This is a genomic window from Pedobacter insulae, assembly GCF_900113525.1.
Taxonomy (GTDB): domain Bacteria; phylum Bacteroidota; class Bacteroidia; order Sphingobacteriales; family Sphingobacteriaceae; genus Pedobacter; species Pedobacter insulae.
In genome coordinates, this window is the sequence record NZ_FOPP01000008.1 from 218,604 (window position 1) to 240,535 (window position 21,932).

The window sequence follows — 21,932 nt, forward strand, 5'->3', positions numbered from 1 at the left end:
GCCAGTGCCTGATGGGGAAACGCTAGTGGTATAATTGAAACACAACATATAAGCGCTCCCGACAAAATCGGGAGCGTTTTTTTTTTGGGTAATTTTTTTGAAACAACGTTAACGTACATAAAATGAACATTTTAAAATTTGGCGGAACATCCGTAGGTTCCGTAGAAAGTATTAGCGCCTTAATGGACATCTTGGAAAAGGAACAGCAGCAAGCAGAAAAACCAGTAATTGTGTTGTCGGCAATGAGTGGTGTAACCAATTTGCTAACTGCAATGGCCGAAAAATCGGCATTGGGGCAAGACTATACCAAAGAACTTAAAGCTATCGAACAGCGTCATTTTGAGGTGATAAGAGCGTTGTTGCCAGCAGCGGCGCAAAATCCAGTGCTTACCAAGCTTAAACTTTATTTCAATGAATTGGAGGAGCTTTTGCAAGCGATCTATAACTTACAAGAACTTAGTTTGCAAGCGAAAGACCTCGTATTAAGCTATGGTGAACGTTGTTCAACAGTGATGATTTGCCATATTGCTAAACAAAAATTTGCAGATGCTGTATTTGCAGATGCTGTCCAGTTTATTAAAACAGACAGCAATTTTGGTCAGGCAAAAGTAGATATGCAGTTGACCGAATTTTTAGTTAAAGACTTTTATCATACTCATGCAGGTAAAATGCTTTTCGTTACCGGCTTTATTGCCAGTAACGATGCAAATAGAGTAACCACCTTAGGAAGAGGTGGTAGCGATTATACAGCGGCTATTTTAGGCTCGGCATTAAATGCTGGCGAAATCCAGATCTGGACTGATGTAAATGGCATGATGACCGCTGATCCGAGGATGGTTAAAAAGGCATTTTCTTTACCAGAGTTAAGTTATATAGAAGCGATGGAGCTATCCTATTTTGGAGCAAAGGTAATCTACCCACCAACTATGACCCCTGCATTCTTAAAGAAAATCCCGATAGTTATTAAAAATACTTTTGATGTTAATTTTGCGGGGACTTACATTCGTCATGGAGCGAAACCCTCTGCTTTACCAATCAAGGGAATTTCTTCAATTGATGAAATCAGCATTATTAATTTAGCCGGAAGTGGGATGGTAGGTAAGGCTGGCTTTAGTGGTCGGTTATTCTCGTTATTATCTCGTGAGCAAATTAATGTTGTTTTAATCACTCAATCGTCTTCTGAGCATAGCATCACCTTTGCGGTTAAACCTGCCGATGCGATTAGAGGCGTTGCCTTAATTGAGAAAGAATTTGACCTTGAACTACAAGCTAAAAAATTAGATGCCCCCGAGGTAGAGAATGGTCTTGCTGTTTTAGCAATTGTTGGAGAAAATATGAAACGCACGCCTGGTATTTCTGGTAAATTATTCCATGCATTGGGCAGAAATGGTGTAAATGTACATGCCATTGCCCAAGGCTCATCAGAATACAATATCTCGGTAATAATTGCAAAGCCAGATTTGTCGAAAGCAATCAATGCGGTACACGATGCCTTTTACGCTGAGCTAAATAAAACACTTCATATTTTTTGCCTAGGCACAGGAAATATTGGTAAAACACTGTTCAAACAATTATTGGTTCAAATGCCATTCTTAGCTAAAAATAACGATTTGCAGGTAAAAGTAATGGGTATGAGCAATACACGAAAAATGCTTTTATCTCCAAATGGCATAGCGCTTGAAAATTGGGAAGAGAGTTTGGATTTACAAGGCGAAAAGGCAGATTTAGCTGAATTCGTGTCGAAAATGAAAGATATGAACCTGCCTAACTGCGTGTTTGTTGATAATACTGCTAGTCCAGAACCCGTACCATTTTATCAGGGTGTCTTCGAATCGAGTATTTCGGTGGTTACTTGTAATAAAATTGGCAATTCGGCGAGCTTTGAACAGTACACAACTTTTAAAAATACCGCGCGTAAGTTTGGTGTCGACTTTTACTATGAAACCAATGTTGGTGCTGGTTTACCGATTATTAGAACTTTAAAAGATTTGATGATGAGTGGTGATAAAGTGGCTAAAATTGAAGCTATTTTATCGGGTACCATCTCTTATATCTTTAATCATTTTAAGGGCGATGCAGCTTTCCATGAAGTTGTAAAAGAAGCACAAGATAAAGGTTATACCGAGCCTGATCCACGTGATGATTTAAACGGAAAGGACTTTATGCGTAAAATGTTGATCTTGGCACGTGATGCCGGTTATCCTTTCGAAGAATCGGATGTTAGTATACAGAATATGCTACCAGATGCTTGCTTACAGGCATCAACTGTGGAAGATTTTTACGAGCAGTTAACACTTAACGCTTCTTATTTTACCAAGCTAAAAGAAGAAGCCGAGGCAAGTAAAAAGGTTTTAAGATATATTGGGAAATTGGAAAACGGTAAAGCATCCATCACCTTACAAATGGTAGATGAAAACCACCCATTTTATATGCTTTCGGGAAGTGACAATATTATTTCCTTCACTACAGATAGATATAAGGATAGACCGTTAGTAATTAAAGGCCCCGGTGCAGGAGCAGAAGTTACTGCTGCTGGAGTTTTTGCAGATATTATCAATGTTGGAGGTGAAAAAGCATAGGTTATGAGTTTGGTTGATAGCGCAAAAGATGAAATTTTGGCTTTAGTTGATGGAGCATTATTAGATTTTAAAAATATAAAGTCCGACGATTGGAATGCTAAACCTAATCCAATTAAATGGTCTAAAAAAGAGCTTTTAGGTCATTTAATTGATAGTGCTTCCAATAATTTAAGGCGATTAATAGTTGCCCAGTATGAACAGGGAACTAAGATTGTTTATGATCAAGATAAATGGGTTTGCTATCAAGGTTATCAGGAGATGAGTATTGACCACGTAATTACCTTGTGGGATTTATTAAATCGGCAGCTAGCATTGGTGATTAGTAGAATTCCTCAAAACAAATTAGACAATACGTGTGATACAGGCTTAGGCAAAGCGGAAGTTCATAGCCTAGTTTATTTTATAGAGGAATATATCGTACATCTAAAATATCACTTAAAGCAGGTGAGACAAGATTTGTCATCCAGAGCGTAGCGAAGGAACTAGGGTGAAGGAGCAAGGATAAAGATTAGGTATCAAGTATCAAGACAGGGTGAATAGGAGGATTGTCTTGTTAAAAAGAAAAGAACATAAGATGAAAGAAATAAAAGTTTTTGCCCCCGCTACTGTAGCCAATGTAGTTTGTGGATTTGATGTTTTAGGCTTCGCAGTAAATGAACCTGGCGATGAAGTAGTGATGAGATTGGTTGATAAACCTGGAGTTCGCCTGTTAAAAATAATAGGAGATGAGGGTCGGCTGCCCTTAGATTCTGCTCGGAATACAGTGAGTGCAAGCGTACAACATTATCTTAAACATTTAAACCGGGAAGATGTGGGTGTGGAAATAGAACTGCATAAAAAGATGCCAATAGGTAGCGGATTAGGCTCTAGTTCTGCGAGTACCGTTGCAGGCTTATACGCCATTAATCAGCTGATGGGAAATTTACTCTCTGCCAAAGAATTAGTGCCTTTCGCAATGAAAGGCGAAGAGTTAGCTTGCGGATATGGTCATGCTGATAATGTTGCACCCGCTTTAATGGGGGGCTTTGTATTGGTGAGAAGCTATGACCCTTTAGATTTAATTGCTTTACCTACTCCATCGAATTTGTTTGCAGCAATTGTTTATCCGGAGGTAGAAGTGCCAACTAAAGACGCACGACAGATGATTAGGGCTAAAGTTTTGCTGAAGGATGCGGTTACTCAATGGGGTAATGTGGCAGGATTGGTAAGCGGTCTCTTTTTGAATGACATTGATTTAGTTGGCCGGAGCATGAAAGATGTGTTAATTGAGCCTGTACGATCGATTCTGATTCCTGGTTTTGAAGCTTTGAGAGCATTAGCCATGGAAAATGGGGCAGTGGGCTTTGGGATTTCAGGTTCTGGGCCATCTGTTTTTGCCTTGGTAAAGGATGAGGCAACCGCAAGAAAAATAACCGATGCGCAGCAAAAACACTTAGCCAATTTAAATATTAACAGCAATGCCTATGTTTCTTCTGTTAACGCCGAGGGACCAAGAGTAATTTAACTTTCTAACATGAAATTATACAGCACCAACAATACAGATTTAAAGGTTTCTTTTCAAGAAGCGGTTTTTAATAGCATGCCTCAAGATAAGGGCTTGTACATGCCAGTTGAAATCCCGAAGCTTGACCAAGAGTTTATCGATCATATCGAGCAATATTCATTACCCGAAATTGCCTATCAAATTGCTTCAACCCTGTTAAAGGATGAAATACCTGCAAATGATTTAAAAGCATTGATTGAAGATGCTGTTAATTTTGAGGCTCCAGTAGTTGAATTGGATCAGCAAACATTTGTGTTAGAATTGTTCCATGGACCTTCATTGGCCTTTAAAGACTTTGGTGCTCGATTTATGAGCAGGGTGATGGCTTATTTCCTAAAAGAGGGCGAACAATTGTTGGATGTTTTGGTTGCCACTTCGGGCGATACAGGAGGGGCAGTAGCCTTAGGTTTTTTAGGGGTGCCTAATACAAGGGTAACTATTCTTTTTCCTAAAGGTAAAGTAAGTGATATACAGCGCTTACAATTAACCACCAACGGAGGAAATATTAGGGCCATTGCAGTGGACGGTACTTTTGATGATTGTCAGGCCTTGGTGAAACAAGCCTTTTCTGATGAGGAATTGAAAAGCCGGCTTAGATTAACTTCGGCTAATTCGATCAATATTGCCAGGTTGATTCCGCAAACTTTTTATTATTTTAATGCCTATGCTCAATTGAAGAGGAAGGGATTTGATGAGGTTGTGTTCTCAGTACCTAGCGGTAATTTCGGAAACATAGGAGCTGGTTTATTAGCTTATAAAATGGGACTTCCTGTTAAGCAATTTATTGCCGCCACCAATGCTAACGACACTGTTCCGCGTTTTTTAGCAACAGGTACTTACGAGACCAGACCTTCGGTACAGACTTATGCAAATGCGATGGATGTGGGTGCACCGAGCAATTGGGTACGTATTATGGATATGTTTCATAACGATCTCGCATTGATTAAGCAACTGGTAAGGGCTTATCGTTTTACAGATGAAGAAACCCTACAAGGGATGGACGAAATCTATCAACAATTTAATTATTTGGCTTGTCCGCATACCGCGATTGCCTATTTGGCACTGAAGGCTTTTGCCAAAGCTAAGCCTGTAGCAAATGATATTGCCCAAGTTTTCCTATCAACCGCTCATACCTGTAAATTTCCCGAAGTGTTTGCCGGAGATTTAAAACAGAAGATTACTTTACCCGCGCAAGTGCAGTCTCTTCGAGAAAAGAAAGAGGAATATGTTGAGTTGGGAAAAGATTTTGAAGGATTTCAGGAATGGATGTTAAATAAGGTCGAGTTATAAAAATCCCGACCTTATCATAAGCTTTATTTAGCGTTTTTGCTTTTTAGGGCTATAATTTCGGCCTTTAAAGCCTCTATTTGTTGCTGCTGCTCTTTTATGCTGCCCACCAGCATAGGGATTAACGCTTCATAATCTACTTTTGGAACCATTACTGTTTTGTTGTTGTTTTTGCCTTCGTTGTAGTTAAGGGTTTGGGTAATAACCAATTTTGGGCTTACTTTAACAAGTTCTTCCACATTAAACCCATTGTTTGAAGGTTTAAGATTTAATTTTTCTAACCAACTTTGATCGTAACTAAAACTCACCGGGTTGAGTTTGATAATGGTTGCTAATGAATTTGTAATGGGCTGAATGTTAGCCTGTTTAATTGTTTGGGCATTACTCTGTACGGCAAAGCCTATGATAGCCATAGCTATAACTAAAAGTTTTCTGTTCATATAAAAAATTATTAAATGGTGTATAAATTAGCCTAAATTCTATTGTTTATGCTAAATCTGGAGGAGGGGTGTTTGGTGATGGCCAAAAGATAGGAAGTACACCTTTGTAGTCTACAAGATTTTCGGCAGACCTATGATTTAACTTTAAGGGTAATTTGCATATAGATGCACTAATAAAGAAGGTGATTTCATTTTCAGCTGATTTCTCATCACTTTCTGCATTTTTTTCAGTCGAATTTTCCATATAAATTTTCGACGGATCCTCCATGTGGTTAATCACCGTAAAGAAACTAAAGCTTATGCAAATACAAATGTTGAGCACTAAAAACCAGAAATTTCTTGTTCTCAATTTATTCATCTTGAACAAATTTAGCATTTTATTAGCAGATTTTTAGGCCTTACTATTAAAAAATAGCCCTCGCAATTTGTTTAGTTTGCTCTGGTCTGCCCATTGTATAGAAATGCAGTACCGGAGCACCAAATTCAATCAGTTCTTTACACTGTTTAATCATGGCTGCCGTTCCAATTTCCTTAGCTTCTGCATTGTTTTTAGCATGAGATAAAGCTTCCGCTAAATCATCTGGTAAATCAATATGGAATATTTTAGGCAATACATTTAACTGGGTAAGTGTGCTAATCGGTTTTAAACCAGGTATAATAGGAACATTAATGCCGTTTTCCCTGCATTTATTTACGAAATCAAAATACTTCTGATTGTCAAAAAACATTTGGGTAACGATAAATTCAGCACCCATGTCTACCTTTTTCTTTAAGAATTTAAAGTCGGCATTTAAGTTAGGAGCTTCGAAGTGTTTTTCAGGATATCCAGCAACGCCGATACAGAAGTCACTTTTAAAAGTATCGATATCCTCATGCAAAAACTTACCATTGTTATGATTTTTAATATGCTCAATTAGATCAGTTGCGTAGCAATGTCCCCCTTTTGTAGGCACAAATGAGCTATCTGCAGCACGGGCATCACCCCTTAAAGCCAACACATTGTCTATCCCTAAAAACTGCAAATCTATTAAAGCATTTTCTGTTTCCTCTTTGGTAAAACCACCACAAATTAAATGCGGAACAGCATCAATCTTATACTTGTGGATTATGGCTGCACAAATAGCAATCGTTCCTGGGCGTTTACGGTAAGAAACCTTCTGCAATAAACCATTTTCCTGCTCTTTATAAATATAGTCTTCCCTTAATGAGGTTACATCAATAAATGGGGGGTTAAACTCCAAAAGTGGATCAATTGCATCATAAATCCATTGGATACTTTGCCCTTTGATTGGTGGCAAAAGTTCGAATGAGAAAAGTGTTTTTCCTTTAGAGTTGGCGATATGGTCGGTAATTTTCATTTTAGTTGTTCGTTGTTGGTTTTTTAGTTGTTGGGTTGGGCTACTAAATATCGCATGTTTATTTGATGGTAGTAGGCTGGTTTTTTAGTTGTTGGGTTGGGCTACTAAATATCGCATGTTTATTTGATAGTAGTAGGCAGGTTTTTTGGTTTTTGCGTTATCGTATCCATATATCTTTTATAACCATTAATTAGCTTTCCGAGGCTTTCAACTTCTACTAGACTGTTATCCAGTTGGACTTCAGTAATAAGCGCAATATCACTTGCTATATAAAGTTGAGTCTCTAATTCAAATAAAGACCCTCTGGCGATGCTTAAAAAGTGGGTAGTTTCCTTGCTCGACTGTCTGCCAGATCCCTCAGCAATATTTGATGGGATAGAAATTGCACATCTTCGAATTTGTGATGTTAAGCCATATATTTCTTCTTTGGGAAATGTAGCGGTTAGTAAATAAATATGTGAAGCAAATGATCTTGCTTTTTTCCAAACCTCTAATTCTGTATATTTTTGATAAGCCATATTTTATTCATCTTGCCTAAAAACTAATAACCAAAAAACCAACAACCAAAAAACTAATAAGCCAAGTTAGGGCTCAACCATCTCTCTGCTTCCGCTAAATCCATTGTTTTCCTGGCAGCGTAATCCGCTACTTGTTCCTTAGAGATTTTCCCTAAGCCAAAATAACGTGAATCTGGATGTGCGAAGTAAAATCCACTCACTGCCGCGGTAGGGTACATGGCATAGCTTTCGGTTATCTTTAAACCGATCTTTTCCTCTGCCTCCAATAAAGCAAATAAGGTCCCTTTTTCGGTGTGTTCCGGACAAGCTGGATACCCCGGTGCCGGACGGATACCTTCATATTGTTCCTTGATTAATTGCTCATTGGTAAATACTTCTTCTTTTGCATAGCCCCAATAGTCTTTACGCACAAGTTCATGCAATTTCTCCGCAAAGGCTTCTGCCAATCTATCGGCCAGCGCTTTTACCATAATGCTATTATAATCGTCGTAATTCTTTTCGAACTCGGCTACCAACTCATCACAACCTATACCGGTGGTAACAGCAAAGCCTCCGAAATAATCCTGCACACCACTTTCTTTATCGGCAATAAAATCAGATAGAGCATAATATGGCTGTCCATCTACTTTTTCAGCCTGTTGGCGCAAGGTATGAATCCTTACTTTTTCGGCAGTGCCATTCTTCAGTTTCTCATCTGCTTTAAGCGTACTGCTTTCCACTTCGAGCTCAATATCATCACCTATTGCATTCGCAGGCCAAAAACCGAATACAGCTTTGGCGGTTAAAAGTTTCTCACTTACAATTCTGTTTAACAGTACTTGGGCATCATCAAACAATTTTTTCGCTTCAACACCAACAAATTTGTCATCAAATATCTTAGGATAGCTTCCCCTTAATTCCCAGGTATGGAAAAATGGTGTCCAATCTATATAGGGAACAAGCTCTGTCAAAGGATAATCGTCCAATATCTTTGTTCCTGTAAAGCTCGGTGCGGGTGCAACCTTTGTAAGGTCTAACTTAAATTTATTGGCTCTTGCTTCTTCTATTGTTTTAAAGCGTTTATCAGATCGTTTATTTAAATGGGCTTCACGGGCCTTATCGTATTCTGCTCTAATCCCCGAAACATAAGCATCTTTTGTTTCAGGATTCATTAAAGTACTGCATACGGTTACACTTCTCGATGCATCTAATACATGTATCGCTGGACCAGAATAGTTTGGGGCAACTTTTACAGCGGCATGAATTCGTGAAGTTGTAGCACCTCCAATAATTAATGGAATGGTAAAACCTTCTCGTTCCATTTCTTTGGCAAAGTGAACCATCTCGTCTAGCGATGGGGTAATTAAGCCACTTAAGCCAATAATATCGGCATTAATTTCCTTGGCTTTCTTAATAATCTCCTGTGCAGGAACCATTACACCCATGTCTACAATTTCGAAATTATTACAGGCTAAAACTACGCCTACAATGTTCTTCCCAATATCGTGTACATCACCTTTTACGGTAGCCATTAATACCTTGCCAGCAGATGAATTCTGGTCTTGATCTGGATTGTCTAATTTCTCTTGCTCAATAAATGGAAGGAGATAAGCTACGGCTTTTTTCATCACCCTGGCTGATTTTACAACCTGCGGTAAGAACATTTTTCCTGCGCCAAACAAATCACCTACAATGTTCATCCCATCCATTAATGGACCTTCAATTACTTGAATTGGACGAGCATAAGCCTGTCGTGCCTCTTCTACATCGTCATCTAAATATTCTACGATACCTTTTACTAAAGAGTGCGATAACCTTTCTTCAACAGTGCCTTTGCGCCATTCTTCGTCCCTTACTATTTCTTTGCCTTTACTTTTAATCGTGTCGGCATATTCTACTAAACGTTCGGTTGCATCTTCTCTACGGTTAAGTAATACGTCTTCCACCAATACCAGCAGTTCTGGTGGAATTTCCTGATACACCTCTAACATCCCTGCATTTACAATACCCATATCTAATCCAGCTTGTATCGCATGGTATAAAAAGGCGGAGTGCATCGCTTCACGTACCGTATTATTTCCCCTAAAGGAGAACGAAATATTAGAAACACCACCACTTACTTTAGCATGAGGTAGGTTTTGTTTAATCCAGCGCGTTGCGTTGATAAAGTCGACCGCATAATTGTTATGCTCTTCTAAGCCTGTAGCAACCGTTAAAATGTTAGGATCGAAGATAATATCTTGTGGAGGGAAGCCAATTTCATTCACTAAAATATCATAGCTTCTTTTACAGATTTCCGTTCTACGCTCGTAATTGTCGGCCTGACCTTGTTCGTCAAATGCCATTACTACCACGGCAGCGCCATATTGCATAATTTTACGCGCACATTCTTTAAACTTATCTTCTCCTTCTTTTAAGGAAATAGAATTTACTATTCCCTTACCTTGCAAACATTTCAGGCCATTTTCTATCACCGACCATTTAGACGAATCGACCATGATAGGCAATTTGGCAATGTCAGGTTCTGAAGCGATTAAGTTCAAGAACTTGGTCATCGCGGCTTCCGAGTCGATCATCCCCTCGTCCATATTCACGTCAATTACTTGTGCGCCACCTTCAACCTGTTGTAAGGCTACGGCGAGGGCAGCTTCATAATCGCCACCTAAAATTAACTTAGAGAATTTAGGGGAGCCTGTGATATTGGTTCTTTCACCAATGTTTACAAAAATGCTTTCAGGCGTAATCGTTACAGGTTCTAAACCACTTAAGCGCATGTAAGGCTCAATGGCTGGAATTTGTCTTGGCTGTGATTTTCTTGCTTTTTCTGCGATACAGCCAATGTGTTCCGGTGTAGTACCGCAACAACCCCCAACGATATTCACAAATCCAGAGGCAATAAAATCATCAACCAAATGTGCTGTTTCGTGAGGCATTTCATCATATGCACCAAACTCATTAGGCAAGCCAGCATTTGGATAGGCAGATACAAAGCAGCCTGCTTTTGCTGCTAATTCTTCAATGTGCGGGCGCATCTCTTTTGCACCCAAGGCACAGTTAAATCCAATACTTAATGGATTTGCATGCATTACTGAGTTTAAAAAGGCTTCGGCCGTTTGCCCAGATAATGTTCTTCCCGAGGCATCCGTGATGGTTCCAGAAATCATGATTTCTAATTTCCTGCCAATTACCTCTTCATATTTTTTTATGGCTACAATAGCCACCTTTGCATTTAGCGTATCAAAAATTGTTTCAATTAAGATCACATCTGATCCACCATCAACTAAACCCCTTACTTGCTCATAATAGGCAGCCTCAAGCTCGTCGAAATATACAGCCCGGTAACCGGGATCGTTCACATTGGGCGACATAGACAGCGTGCGATTGGTAGGGCCAATGGCTCCGGCAACAAAGCATTTACGGTCTGGATTGGCAGCCATAAATTCTGCAACCGCTTCTTTCGCTACTCTAGCACCTTCGAAACTCATTTCGTAAGAAAGATCTTCCATCTGGTAGTCGGCCATTGAAATGCGCTGTGTACTAAACGTATTGGTTTCGATAATATCGGCGCCAGCTTCCAGGTACGCTAAATGAATGGCTTTAATAATATCAGGTCGGGTGATGTTCAGTAAATCATTATTTCCTTTCACATCACAAGGATGATCCTTAAAGCGTTCGCCCCTAAAGTCCTCTTCAGTTAAGGTATAGCGCTGGATCATGGTGCCCATAGCCCCATCTATAATTAAAATACGTTTTTGTAATTCTTCTCTAATGCTCATTTTATAGACCAACCAATCAACTAATAAAGGCTTATTTAAAAAGGCGGTTATCGATTAACCTCTTAAAAACTTATCTTCTCTCGCCACTGCTGAGATTAGAATTTAGCACCTTGTTGGCACAGGTTGCTAAGACATCATTGGGTCTAATCCCTCCGTCTTTCTTAATAAGCGCTACAAAAGTACAACATAGCCCTATCAATATCAAATAATTGGAATGATTGCCAAATAAAATTACGAAACCCGTACAGGGCTAAAGCGATTTTGGTATAATGTTTTGTTTCAGAAATGAAAAAGGCCGGGCAAAAATGCGCGGCCTTTTAAATATTGTTAAGTTTCAGTTGTTATTTTCTGCTTCCGAAAATACGAAGTAAGAATAAGAAGATGTTAATGAAATCTAAATAAAGAGACAGTGCTGCCATGATTGCCAATTTCTTGCTATCATTTGAACCGATCTGCTGGCCATTTTCTTCTAGACCTAATCCAATTCTTTTGATTTTCTGAACGTCGTAAGCTGTTAATGCGGTAAAAATTGCCACGCCAAAAAAGCTCATAATATAATCAAATTGGGAGCTGCCGATAAACATATTAACAACACTTGCAATGACAAGACCAATAACACCAACCATTAAAATAGGGCCAAATTTGCTTAAATCTACCTCAGTTGTATAGCCTAAAAATGCCATAATACCGAATATACCAGCAGCGGCAACAAAGCAGGCCACAACTGAACCCAGTTGATAGAAAATTAGAATTGAACTCAAACTAACGCCAAGGAGTAATGAAAAAAGAATGAATACTCCCAGTAAGGTATTAAAAGATAGTCTGCCAAATCCAGCGCCCATTAACAATACTAAACCAAGTGGTGCAAATGTTGCGATATAACCTAAAATAGTTGGCTTTAGAGTTGCTTCATCCCTAATCAAACTTTGAATTCCTGGAATTTGATTGGTAAATATCGCAGCTGCAGTAGAGACGCTTAGTGCCACAAACATCCATAAAAAAACATTTGCGAAAAATTTCTTAGACACACTGCCTTCTTGTATTACAAAAACACTGTCGTCCTGATATTGATAATTTTGTTGTTCCATATTGATTGCTAAATAATTTTAAAAATAAACAATTAATTTAATCTTTTTGTCAGCAGTTCTTCAACTTTTTTATAGAACTGACGTGGTTTTAATTTGCGCCAATGCAGATCGTCGAGCTCCCCGCCGAAATTAATGTAGTAATCGATGCTGTTATCCCTGAACTCCCGAATAACATGATCGTTAAAATTCACACCAGCTATCCAACCTTCTTCCACATCCTGAAACCACTCTTCGTAATAACTATCGTCTGAAGAGTGATAGTTCAACACATTCTCTCCAATTAAGATAAACTTATTAATACCTTCATCAATCATCAGCTCAATAATCTCACGTTTTAAAAACATGATATCATTGTTGATTGCATCGTTCCATTCGCCCATTAATTCTATAATGCTGTACTGACGCTCGTAGTCGGTGTACAAAACCTTAATGTAAAGCGTATTGGAACCAAACATATCCCATTGGGGATGAATCAAGTAATTGTATAGTTGTTTGTCGTAATAAAACTCAGAATATTCAGTGTTAAAGAAGGGCGACCGTTCATCTTCCGCTGCTATATAATCATCTCTCCAAAGATAAAAGGGCTCTATTTCGTGCATTTACTATCCTTTACTCGCTTCAACGGCCTTTCTCACGCTTCCGTATTTATTTAATAAATCAGCGGCATGTTCATGATCGATGTTTAATTCATCCATTACCATTTGCGTACCTCTGTCTACCAGCTTATGGTTAGTTAACTGCATATCTACCATTTTATTGCCTTTTACACGACCTAATCTAATCATTACAGTTGTGCTAAGCATATTAAGTACCAACTTCTGGGCTGTGCCCGATTTCATCCTTGTAGAACCGGTTAAAAATTCTGGTCCAACTACAACTTCCACAGGGAAATCAGATTCGGCAACGATTGGACCACCATGATTGCAAATTACACATCCCGTTAAGACACCATGTTTTCGCGCAGTATTTAATCCGCCAATTACATAGGGAGTAGTTCCAGAAGCTGCCAGCCCAACAAGTGAATCTTTTTCGTTAATGTTATATTCCTGTAAGTCAATCCAGGCTTGAGCTGCATCATCTTCAGCAAACTCAACTGCTTTTCGGATGGCCGTATCTCCGCCTGCAATAATACCTACTACACGATCAAATGTTACCCCAAAAGTAGGTGGGCATTCTGAAGCATCGACAACTCCTAGGCGACCGCTTGTTCCGGCTCCAATATAAAACAATCTTCCGCCTGCAATCATTCTTTCTGCAATGGCTGATGCCAATTTTTCAATCTGGGGTAAGGCCTTTTCCACTGCCAGTGGAACAAGCTTGTCTTCGGCATTGATACCTTTCAAAATCTCCATAACCGACATCTTGTCGATGTCGTTGTATTTAGATTCTTGCTCGGTTATTCTGTTCATAACTTGTTTGTATGTTAAAGTTCGTTAATTTCTACTAAACGTAGAAATCTTTTGCGTAAATCAGTGCAATTTTAGACAGAAGATTACACCTCTGCAAATATCTACATAAAATTATTAAAAAAACCAAAAAGAAAGTTGCTTGTTCCTTTATTAACACGCTAAAATTCATAACTTTGTAAGGCCCTCTACACATGAAAAAATTTACGCGCTATAATCTCCTAATTGCTTTAACCTATTCAGTAACCTTAATAGGTGGGATGTTTCTAGGCTATAAATTTTTAAAAGATCAAGGCTTTAAGGTTGAACCTAGAAGTCGCTATGCAGAAAACCATAATCAAAAGGTTGATGACATCATCCATATCATTAAAAAGAACTACGTAGACGAGGTAAATGCAGACAGTTTGCAGCACTTGCCTATTGATAGTTTATTGCACCAATTAGATCCTCACAGCATATATTTACCTCCAACAAAGGCTTTTGAAATGGCAGAGAGCTTAGAAGGTAATTTTGAAGGAATTGGAGTGGAGTATTACATTTTAAATGACACTTTGCTTGTTACCCATGTTTTAAAAGATGGGCCTGCTTTTTTAGCCGGATTAAAACAAGGGGATAGAATTTTAAAGATCGATAGTAATGTAGTAAGTGGAAGATCATTGCCAAGATCTGAAATGACCGGAAAGATTAAAGGTAAAAGGGGCACGCCAGTCCAATTGTTAATTGCTAGGGCTGGTTTGGTGAACCCAACTTTATTAACCATAAAACGTGGAAAGGTAGATGTAAGTAGTGTTGACGCTGCTTATATGCTTAATCCTGAGACTGCCTACATTCGCATCAGTAAGTTTGGTGCCAATACAGATCGAGATTTTGTTGAGGCTGTAAAAAACTTAAAAACCAAGGGGATGCGAAAGCTAGTGCTTGATCTGCGCGACAATGGCGGCGGGTATGTTACTGCTGCAACAAGTTTAGCTAATCAGTTTTTGCAAGAGAATAAATTAATTGTTTATACCCAAGGCAAGCATGAGCCCCGTACCGATTATTTCGCTACAGGTGGGGGCGAATTTGAGCAGGGTAAATTAGCGGTGTTAATCAATGAGAACTCAGCCTCAGCAAGTGAGATTTTTGCTGGTGCTATCCAAGATTTAGACCGCGGTATTATTGTTGGCCGACGTTCGTTTGGTAAGGGATTGGTACAAGAGCAGTTTCCTTTTGAAGATGGATCGGCTTTAAATTTAACAATTGCCCGTTATTATACACCGCTGGGACGAAGTATTCAAAAGTCATATAAGAAAGGTTATGCAGCCTATCAGCATGAGTTAGAAGATCGGTTAAATGATGGCGAGCTAACGGCTAAGGCTGTGGTTGCGAAAGATACTGTGCAAAAGGGAACAGCTTATATAACTGCAGGTGGTAAAAAGGTGTTCAGTGGAGGAGGCATTCAGCCAGATGTGTATGTTAAATTGGATACGCTCGGTTATAATAAGTTTTATGCGACTTTAGTAAATAAAAAAGTGCTGATAGATTTCGTTTTCAATGTGTTGGCTGAGCGATATTTGCCTACTTACCTGGCACAGAACCTGGAAAGTTTTACCCTGAGCGACAATGATTTTAAAGATCTGATTAATTATATCCAGTCTAAGAATATTAAGATAGAACCAAAACAACTAGCAGCATCAAAATCGATTATCTATAACGATATGAAAGTGATGTTGTGCAAGTATCATTTGGGAGATATTGGTTATTACAAGGCTAGTAATCTGACAGATCCAGTCGTGAGAACTGCGTTGAATAGCTTGCAATAAGGGGCAAGCTATTTTTGTCTGAAATATATCTGTATAGGCACTCCTGCAAAATCAAAGTTCTCACGAAGCTTGTTTTCTATAAAACGTTTATAAGGTTCTTTAATGTATTGTGGCAGATTACAGAAAAAGGCAAACATTGGAGAGCTTGCATTAATCTGTGTGATATATTTAACCTTTATGTATTTTCCTTTTAGTGCTGGTGGGGGATAGTTCTCGATAATTGGCAACATGATGTCGTTTAATTTCGAGGTAGGAATCTTTTTTGCTCTGTTTTTATGAACTTCTAAAGCCGTTTCGATTGTTTTAAAAATCCGTTGCTTGTTCAATACTGAAATGAATACAATAGGCACGTCAGTAAAAGGTTGGAGTTTATAGCGAATTTGATCTTCAAATTCTTTAATGGTCTTATTGTTTTTCTCAATTAGATCCCACTTGTTTACGAGTATAACAATTCCTTTTTTATTTTTCTCTGCCAGGTGGAAAATGTTTACATCTTGTGACTCTAAGCCATCTTCTGCATCAATCATCAGCATTACTACATCGGCCTCTTCAAGCGCTTTAATAGTACGCATAACCGAATAAAATTCGATGTTTTCTTTAACCTTGGTTTTTTTGCGTAAACCTGCGGTATCGATAAACATAAACTCGTGACCGAATTGGTTATAATGAATATGGATCGAGTCGCGTGTGGTACCTGCAATTGGTGTTACGATGTTTCGGTCTTTACCAATTAACGCATTTATTAAAGAAGATTTACCAACGTTTGGTCTTCCAACAATCGTAATCTTAGGTAAAGCATTTTCTTCTTCAGGAATATCTTCGAAGTGAGTAATCACCTGGTCTAGCAAATCTCCCGTTCCAGATCCAGTCATTGATGAGATGGTGTATATCTCTCCTAAACCAAATCCATAAAATACGGTAGCGTCGTTTTCTAATTGATGGTTATCTACTTTATTTACGACAATAAATACCGGTTTTTTACTACGGCGGAGTAGTTGTGCAATTTCGTCGTCTAAATCCGTAATACCCGTAGTTACGTCAACCATAAACAAAAGCACGGTAGCTTCTTCTATAGCAATGACTACTTGTTCACGGATAGCAGCTTCAAAAACGTCTTCAGAGTTGGCTACATAACCGCCAGTATCAATTACGGTAAATTCTCTATTGGTCCACTCAGCTTTGCCATAATGTCTGTCGCGTGTTACGCCACTAAAATCATCTACAATAGCTTTGCGACTTTCTGTTAAGCGATTAAAAAGGGTAGATTTGCCTACGTTTGGTCTTCCGACGATTGCGATAATGTTACTCATGGTGTTTATTATTGGAGCGTTTTATAATGTTGAAACGCTGTAATGTTTGCCTAAATATTCTAATTGAAAGCGTAAACATTTCCTAAACATTTTGACTATCAACTACTAACCCTTCAATAAGGGAGTGCAAAGGTACGGTAAATTAATCGTAACCGAAACTCTTCAAGTAATTCTTTTTGCTTCTCCAGTCTGGGAGTACCTTGACAAACGTTTCTAAAAATACTTTGGTGTCTAGAAATTTCTCGATGTCTTTCCGTGCTTCCATGCCTACTTTTTTAAGCATCGCACCCCCCGTTCCTATTAAAATGTTTTTTTGCGAATCACGTTCAACAATTATTTCGGCGGTAATTCGAACCATAGGTCCGCTTTTGCTTTCTTCTTCTTTAAATGCAGTTACAATTACTTCGGTACTATAAGGAATTTCTTTTTTATAGTTGAAGAATATTTTCTCTCTGATGATTTCTGAAACAAAGAACCTCTGACTACGATCTGTTAATTCTTCTTTATCGTAAAATGCAGGGTGCTCAGGGATATTTTCCAGGATCATTGGCAAAATACCTTCTAAATTATATTTGTGTAGCGCAGAGATTGCGTAAATATGTTTAGGGTTTAATTTTTCTTGCCAGTATGCAAATTTCTCATCTACTTGTTCTTGCGTAGCATTGTCAATTTTATTTAATAAGACTACTAAAGGGATTGTGCTATTGGTTATTTTTTCGAGTACATCGTTTTCATCATGTTTTTCGTGGATATCAGTTACGAAAAGAATTAAGTCGGCATCACTAAGCGCACCATTCACAGCGGTCATCATCGAATCTTGCAGTCCATAAAGTGGTTTTATGATGCCCGGTGTATCTGAAAAAACAATTTGAAAGTCTTCTTCATTTACAATTCCTAGAATGCGGTGGCGAGTTGTTTGGGCTTTCGGAGTGATAATAGAAAGCTTTTCGCCCACAAGGGCATTCATGAGGGTAGATTTACCCACATTGGGCTTACCGATAATACTTACAAAACCTGCTTTATGCGACATAAAAATATTTTTTAAAATAAATTTGCACCACAAAGAAACGAATTATATCTTTGCATTCCAATTCGGAGGAAGAGTTAAGGATTTAACGAAACTAAAAAATTGAATATACAGTGCGGGGTGGAGCAGTTGGTAGCTCGTCGGGCTCATAACCCGAAGGTCATCAGTTCGAGTCTGGTCCCCGCTACCAAAGAAGTTGGAATGACACTTCTTATTTAATGGCCCGTTCGTCTAGGGGTGAGGACGCCAGATTTTCATTCTGGAAACAGGGGTTCGATTCCCCTACGGGCTACGACAGGGGAAAGGTTCTTAAAAGAGAACTTTTCCCCTTTTTTTATGCTCGATAATCGCTTATTTATCAGCAAGATAAGGGTAAGTGGCTCACTCATACGAGCGGTTCGATGTGCTTCTCCATCAAAAAGGATATTTTCTGGATACATCGAACCAATAATCTGTCTTTTCTCGTCATTTTCTGCCTTTGAATACCTTTTGTCAATGTTTTTGTACCGCTCCATCACTATATCCAAAAGATTTTGAAGTGGTTTTAAATCCTGGCGGTTGTTCGGAAGTTCAGCGAGTTGTTCTTCCAGTTTACGAATGCTCGTGTTGCATTCTTTTTTGAGCTCCATGAAATCTTCATCATCAATTTCCTCCATCACATATTTTTTTCGGGCGTTTGATAGTATTGTTTCCTGTTCTTCCAACAATGATAGAATGTGATTGCGTTCGTCAGAATGACCCTTATTCGACCTTTGAAAAACATCGGTAATGACTAACTTAAACAATTCCGCAGATTGCTCAGATAGTTTGTATTTAAGCAAATGCCTCTCAAAGTATTTATTAAGCTCTTCAGCTTTAAATCGGCATTTGCAGAAGCTGCCTTGGCAATGGTAGTAATGATAACGTCTGCCATGCCGTCCTCTGGACGCACTTCCGGTAAGCGTCCTATCACATAAGGGACAGATTAAGAAGCCTCTTAATGGTAATAAATCAAGCGAGTTTGCTTTTTTGGCGACTGGTCTTTTATTTCCATTCAGCACATCCTGTACTTCATAAAATAGGGACTTGCTAATGATTGGCTCATGCAGAGCTTTTACAAATTCAATCTCTTCATTTTCATGTGGCGGTATAATGATATATCCGCAATACATGGGATTTCTAATGAGTTTCCAAAAGTTATTGCGTTCACATTTCAGTCCCATTGTATTAGCGAGTTTTCTTACCTGCTCGGCATTAAGAATCCCTTTAGATAGTTCCTCAAACACCCAAACCATCAATGTGGCTTCCTTTGGCTTTGGCATAATGTATTTTTTGCCATCTGGAGTAACCCTGTTCATATAGCCTAAAGGTGCATGTCCCATCCATCTGCCCTCCTTTTTTGCCCTTCGCATGCCATAAAAAACATTCATTGCCCTACGGTCATTCTCCACTTCTGGAATGGTCAGGTATACGGAAAGGATTACCTTACTTTCAGGAACGGTAAAATCCACGGGCTGATCGACTGCCAGTGCTTTTGTATTCATGGTGCGGAGTAAACCGATCATTTGGTAGGCAGCCTCGACATTCCTGCTGAAACGATCCCATTTTACAAAGAGGATATTGCTGGACTGCCTTTTATGGTTTCGCTTTTTAAGTACCGTCAAAAGTTTGTTCCACTCTGGACGGTTGAATGTTTTGGCGGAGTGATCCTCACGATAAATGTCTTCGATTTCGATGTCATTTGCTTCGCAATAATTGCGTAACCTGTCTTCTTGATCACGCTGGGAGTAGCCTCGTCTGGCCTGTTCATCCGTGCTTACGCGGACATAAAGAATTGCTGATTTCATGTTAGAGAAATTAGAAAAAGATTAATGCTTTAATGGGATTGAGATAGTGCGGAGAATCCCCATTAATCCTCCTCTAAGTATTCCCTGACCACTAATATAGCCAAAATATAGAGGAAATCCAAGATCTTTTTTGCTTCCTTTTCATTAGTTTTTATGCCGTTTTTCTCCAGAATTTTTACAGCTTGTTGGGGTGTGACGTTCTTTTTTTCTAAATACATTTGCGTGTCAGATTTATTCTTCTGATCTCGTAATTCTCAAGAAAATGAACCCCTTAGCGTCAGGAACAATCGGAACTGGTGAAAAATAATTCATAACTTAGAAAGTTACTCGCTCTTGCTAAAGAGCCTGCTTAAATCAAAATGATATGGCCAGAAAAATACATTACAGCCAACCATTAAAATATTTTTGGAAGCATCTTTACGGTACTCAAAAGAAGCTTACACCCGAGCTCACGGATGAGCAAATATTTTATTCGCTTAAAACAAATCTTTTAAAAGGCCCTTTTGGGGTTGATGAAACTCAAGAAACAAGAGGATTGATCATATCCGGACTTGAACTGTGGAGAGAGGATTCCAAAGGAGAACTCTTACATATTTTCTTTCTTGACAAGCCACTGAGAGATTTTCTTGAGGAAACACGTTTGCCTGATTTGGAAGGAATCAAAAAATTTCTTTACGAAAATGGAGAAATCAGAGATATTTTCCGTTATTATTCGAACACCCAAACTGAACACTTCATATATAAATTTGCATTGCATGTGCCTAATGAAGCCGATGGATATGCCTTTTCGTTAGTTAGTGAGGAAGATGGTTCATTAGAGTTATATTTTTCGCACGGCCAAAATGGCGGCCGCATGACCGACAAATACTATACAGACTTGAATAAGAAAGATGACAATGTTTCATTGGTAATTTTGAAGATGTTTCGCCTTGCATTGAATACAATTGCGTATATGAATTGCTTTCCAGATTGTGTCGCTGATGGTGTACCAAAAGATTTATTTGAAAAGAGTGTTGGCAAGACAGATAGAAGCATCTCATTCCAGTTATCCGAAAAAATCAAAGGTATCCAGGATTCTCCGACATCAAAAATCCCTCATTTCAGGAAAGGACATTTTAGGGTACTTCAATCAGATTATTTTGCCAATAAAAAAGGCCAAATTATTTTCGTAGCGGAGGCAATGGTAAAAGGAAAAGCGAAAACCGTTTCGATGACGTCGAATACTGAACAGTTTGTAAACAATATCAAAAATTAGAAATATGGTTATTGGAAATTTTGATGCTTTTTCTCAAAACACATCTCTTATCAATGCCATTCAGGACAATTTACCAGAGTTGAAAAATCATTTTGAAAATCTTAAAAATCTGACTTCACAGCCAGGCTCACAAACTACTTTTGACAGTGCCATCAATTCCTTTTATTGGATCTTTGATTGCGTCCCATTACTTGCTCCACATATTGATTCTTACGAAATGCCATTTTTTAGGGCGAGGCCCAATGATAAAAAGAATACCTTATTTAGCTGGGGGTTATCCTAAAAGTGGCCACCTCTTTTTATCCAAAGTGGCCACATATTACGCTCCAAAGTGGTCATCTCATTTCGGTCAAAAGTGACCACTTGGCTTATTTTAAGGGGTTTTAAGCGTTATAAAGAGTGTTTTGAACTCCATGTATCGAGTTGAGGTCTAAAGTTGAAATCAAGTGCGTTAAATTGACTTAATTGGGCAAGCTTTATTCTTCTTGGATGTGTTGAATCTGGGACTTAGGTTCTGCAACCTTGGAGGTGATCTTATGCCCTTTTGCGAAGCAAAAGCATAGCGAGAGTATTGGATGTGGTATATGTTTTGGAAATCTATGGAAGATTTTTTGGTATGTGAGCATCAATCTGGATGCATCTAACGCAACTGCTCAAAGGGTATTCAAAAAGCTATGGTTTCTTTTGGGGTGGCCAGTTTGGAACGGAATATGGTGGCCACTTTTACCGAAATACACA

At 38.7% G+C, this 21,932-nt stretch carries 18 protein-coding genes, 2 tRNA genes and 1 riboswitch; of the genes, 9 read left to right on the plus strand and 11 right to left on the minus strand.

Features of this window, described 5'->3' with window-relative positions; translation table 11 throughout:
* Positions 1–122: 122 nt before the first annotated feature.
* From thrA to thrC, 4 genes are all read left to right on the plus strand, one after another.
* The gene (gene thrA, locus BM207_RS14360) at positions 123–2,579 is read left to right on the plus strand and encodes a bifunctional aspartate kinase/homoserine dehydrogenase I (RefSeq protein ID WP_090995656.1); all 2,457 of its coding nucleotides are present in this window, start codon (positions 123–125) and stop codon (positions 2,577–2,579) included.
* 3 nt (positions 2,580–2,582) lie between these two features.
* On the plus strand, positions 2,583–3,053 hold the full coding sequence (locus BM207_RS14365; RefSeq protein ID WP_090995659.1) for a DinB family protein: 471 nt from the start codon (positions 2,583–2,585) through the stop codon (positions 3,051–3,053).
* A 100-nt stretch (positions 3,054–3,153) separates the two neighbouring features.
* On the plus strand, positions 3,154–4,083 hold the full coding sequence (locus tag BM207_RS14370; protein ID WP_090995661.1) for a homoserine kinase: 930 nt from the start codon (positions 3,154–3,156) through the stop codon (positions 4,081–4,083).
* Between the two features lie 9 nt (positions 4,084–4,092).
* Positions 4,093–5,412: a threonine synthase gene (gene thrC / locus BM207_RS14375; protein WP_090995664.1), complete on the plus strand. Its 1,320-nt coding sequence runs from the start codon at positions 4,093–4,095 to the stop codon at positions 5,410–5,412.
* 23 nt (positions 5,413–5,435) lie between these two features.
* On the opposite strand, the gene BM207_RS14380 is transcribed toward thrC, so the two are convergent.
* From BM207_RS14380 to murQ, 8 genes are all read right to left on the minus strand, one after another.
* Positions 5,436–5,849: a tail fiber domain-containing protein gene (locus BM207_RS14380; RefSeq protein ID WP_090995667.1), complete on the minus strand. Its 414-nt coding sequence runs from the start codon at positions 5,847–5,849 to the stop codon at positions 5,436–5,438.
* A gap of 46 nt (positions 5,850–5,895) precedes the next feature.
* Positions 5,896–6,207, minus strand: a complete 312-nt coding sequence (locus BM207_RS14385) for a hypothetical protein (protein WP_143095962.1) — start codon at positions 6,205–6,207, stop codon at positions 5,896–5,898.
* 46 nt (positions 6,208–6,253) lie between these two features.
* Positions 6,254–7,207: a methylenetetrahydrofolate reductase [NAD(P)H] gene (gene metF / locus BM207_RS14390; RefSeq protein WP_090995672.1), complete on the minus strand. Its 954-nt coding sequence runs from the start codon at positions 7,205–7,207 to the stop codon at positions 6,254–6,256.
* Positions 7,208–7,326: 119 nt separating this feature from the next.
* The gene (locus BM207_RS14395; RefSeq protein ID WP_090995674.1) at positions 7,327–7,725 is read right to left on the minus strand and encodes a four helix bundle protein; all 399 of its coding nucleotides are present in this window, start codon (positions 7,723–7,725) and stop codon (positions 7,327–7,329) included.
* Between the two features lie 53 nt (positions 7,726–7,778).
* Positions 7,779–11,480 carry a methionine synthase gene (gene metH / locus BM207_RS14400; RefSeq protein ID WP_090995677.1) on the minus strand — a complete coding sequence of 1,234 codons (3,702 nt, stop codon included), beginning with the start codon at positions 11,478–11,480 and terminating at the stop codon, positions 7,779–7,781.
* A gap of 67 nt (positions 11,481–11,547) precedes the next feature.
* Positions 11,548–11,651, minus strand: a riboswitch (SAM riboswitch).
* A 170-nt stretch (positions 11,652–11,821) separates the two neighbouring features.
* Complete coding sequence (locus BM207_RS14405; protein WP_090995680.1) at positions 11,822–12,568, minus strand: Bax inhibitor-1/YccA family protein; 747 nt, start codon at positions 12,566–12,568, stop codon at positions 11,822–11,824.
* Positions 12,569–12,600: 32 nt separating this feature from the next.
* Positions 12,601–13,167, minus strand: a complete 567-nt coding sequence (locus BM207_RS14410; RefSeq protein WP_090995684.1) for a hypothetical protein — start codon at positions 13,165–13,167, stop codon at positions 12,601–12,603.
* A gap of 3 nt (positions 13,168–13,170) precedes the next feature.
* Complete coding sequence (murQ, locus tag BM207_RS14415; protein WP_090995688.1) at positions 13,171–13,977, minus strand: N-acetylmuramic acid 6-phosphate etherase; 807 nt, start codon at positions 13,975–13,977, stop codon at positions 13,171–13,173.
* 191 nt (positions 13,978–14,168) lie between these two features.
* On the opposite strand from murQ, the gene BM207_RS14420 reads away from it, so the two are divergent.
* Positions 14,169–15,776, plus strand: coding sequence for a S41 family peptidase (locus BM207_RS14420; RefSeq protein WP_090995691.1), 1,608 nt, complete (start codon positions 14,169–14,171; stop codon positions 15,774–15,776).
* An 8-nt stretch (positions 15,777–15,784) separates the two neighbouring features.
* Here the strand turns inward: BM207_RS14420 and der are convergent, their stop codons facing one another.
* Positions 15,785–17,086 carry a ribosome biogenesis GTPase Der gene (gene der / locus BM207_RS14425; protein ID WP_090995694.1) on the minus strand — a complete coding sequence of 434 codons (1,302 nt, stop codon included), beginning with the start codon at positions 17,084–17,086 and terminating at the stop codon, positions 15,785–15,787.
* 142 nt (positions 17,087–17,228) lie between these two features.
* Complete coding sequence (gene era / locus BM207_RS14430) at positions 17,229–18,116, minus strand: GTPase Era (RefSeq protein ID WP_090995697.1); 888 nt, start codon at positions 18,114–18,116, stop codon at positions 17,229–17,231.
* A 111-nt stretch (positions 18,117–18,227) separates the two neighbouring features.
* Here era and BM207_RS14435 point away from each other — a divergent pair.
* A tRNA-Met gene (locus BM207_RS14435) sits at positions 18,228–18,303 on the plus strand.
* Positions 18,304–18,333: 30 nt separating this feature from the next.
* Positions 18,334–18,405, plus strand: a tRNA-Glu gene (locus tag BM207_RS14440).
* Here BM207_RS14440 and BM207_RS14445 read toward each other — a convergent pair.
* Entirely contained in the window at positions 18,368–19,939 is a 1,572-nt protein-coding gene (locus BM207_RS14445; RefSeq protein ID WP_090995739.1) for a recombinase family protein, read from the minus strand. The two genes, BM207_RS14440 and BM207_RS14445, sit on opposite strands and share 38 nt — an antisense overlap.
* A 364-nt stretch (positions 19,940–20,303) precedes the next feature.
* Between BM207_RS14445 and BM207_RS14450 the strand changes: the two genes are divergently transcribed.
* Both BM207_RS14450 and BM207_RS14455 read left to right on the plus strand, forming a co-directional pair.
* Positions 20,304–21,194: a hypothetical protein gene (locus tag BM207_RS14450; RefSeq protein WP_090995700.1), complete on the plus strand. Its 891-nt coding sequence runs from the start codon at positions 20,304–20,306 to the stop codon at positions 21,192–21,194.
* A 4-nt stretch (positions 21,195–21,198) separates the two neighbouring features.
* On the plus strand, positions 21,199–21,477 hold the full coding sequence (locus BM207_RS14455; RefSeq protein ID WP_090995703.1) for a hypothetical protein: 279 nt from the start codon (positions 21,199–21,201) through the stop codon (positions 21,475–21,477).
* Positions 21,478–21,932: the final 455 nt, after the last annotated feature.

Excerpts from the sequence above, each read along its gene's own strand:
- thrA (WP_090995656.1), top strand. The coding sequence starts at position 123 with ATGAACATTTTAAAATTTGGCGGAACATCCGTAGGTTCCGTAGAAAGT.
- BM207_RS14365 (WP_090995659.1), top strand. The coding sequence starts at position 2,583 with ATGAGTTTGGTTGATAGCGCAAAAGATGAAATTTTGGCTTTAGTTGAT.
- BM207_RS14370 (WP_090995661.1), top strand. The coding sequence starts at position 3,154 with ATGAAAGAAATAAAAGTTTTTGCCCCCGCTACTGTAGCCAATGTAGTT.
- thrC (WP_090995664.1), top strand. The coding sequence starts at position 4,093 with ATGAAATTATACAGCACCAACAATACAGATTTAAAGGTTTCTTTTCAA.
- BM207_RS14380 (WP_090995667.1), bottom strand. The coding sequence starts at position 5,849 with ATGAACAGAAAACTTTTAGTTATAGCTATGGCTATCATAGGCTTTGCC.
- BM207_RS14385 (WP_143095962.1), bottom strand. The coding sequence starts at position 6,207 with ATGAATAAATTGAGAACAAGAAATTTCTGGTTTTTAGTGCTCAACATT.
- metF (WP_090995672.1), bottom strand. The coding sequence starts at position 7,207 with ATGAAAATTACCGACCATATCGCCAACTCTAAAGGAAAAACACTTTTC.
- BM207_RS14395 (WP_090995674.1), bottom strand. The coding sequence starts at position 7,725 with ATGGCTTATCAAAAATATACAGAATTAGAGGTTTGGAAAAAAGCAAGA.
- metH (WP_090995677.1), bottom strand. The coding sequence starts at position 11,480 with ATGAGCATTAGAGAAGAATTACAAAAACGTATTTTAATTATAGATGGG.
- BM207_RS14405 (WP_090995680.1), bottom strand. The coding sequence starts at position 12,568 with ATGGAACAACAAAATTATCAATATCAGGACGACAGTGTTTTTGTAATA.
- BM207_RS14410 (WP_090995684.1), bottom strand. The coding sequence starts at position 13,167 with ATGCACGAAATAGAGCCCTTTTATCTTTGGAGAGATGATTATATAGCA.
- murQ (WP_090995688.1), bottom strand. The coding sequence starts at position 13,977 with ATGAACAGAATAACCGAGCAAGAATCTAAATACAACGACATCGACAAG.
- BM207_RS14420 (WP_090995691.1), top strand. The coding sequence starts at position 14,169 with ATGAAAAAATTTACGCGCTATAATCTCCTAATTGCTTTAACCTATTCA.
- der (WP_090995694.1), bottom strand. The coding sequence starts at position 17,086 with ATGAGTAACATTATCGCAATCGTCGGAAGACCAAACGTAGGCAAATCT.
- era (WP_090995697.1), bottom strand. The coding sequence starts at position 18,116 with ATGTCGCATAAAGCAGGTTTTGTAAGTATTATCGGTAAGCCCAATGTG.
- BM207_RS14445 (WP_090995739.1), bottom strand. The coding sequence starts at position 19,939 with ATGAAATCAGCAATTCTTTATGTCCGCGTAAGCACGGATGAACAGGCC.
- BM207_RS14450 (WP_090995700.1), top strand. The coding sequence starts at position 20,304 with ATGGCCAGAAAAATACATTACAGCCAACCATTAAAATATTTTTGGAAG.
- BM207_RS14455 (WP_090995703.1), top strand. The coding sequence starts at position 21,199 with ATGGTTATTGGAAATTTTGATGCTTTTTCTCAAAACACATCTCTTATC.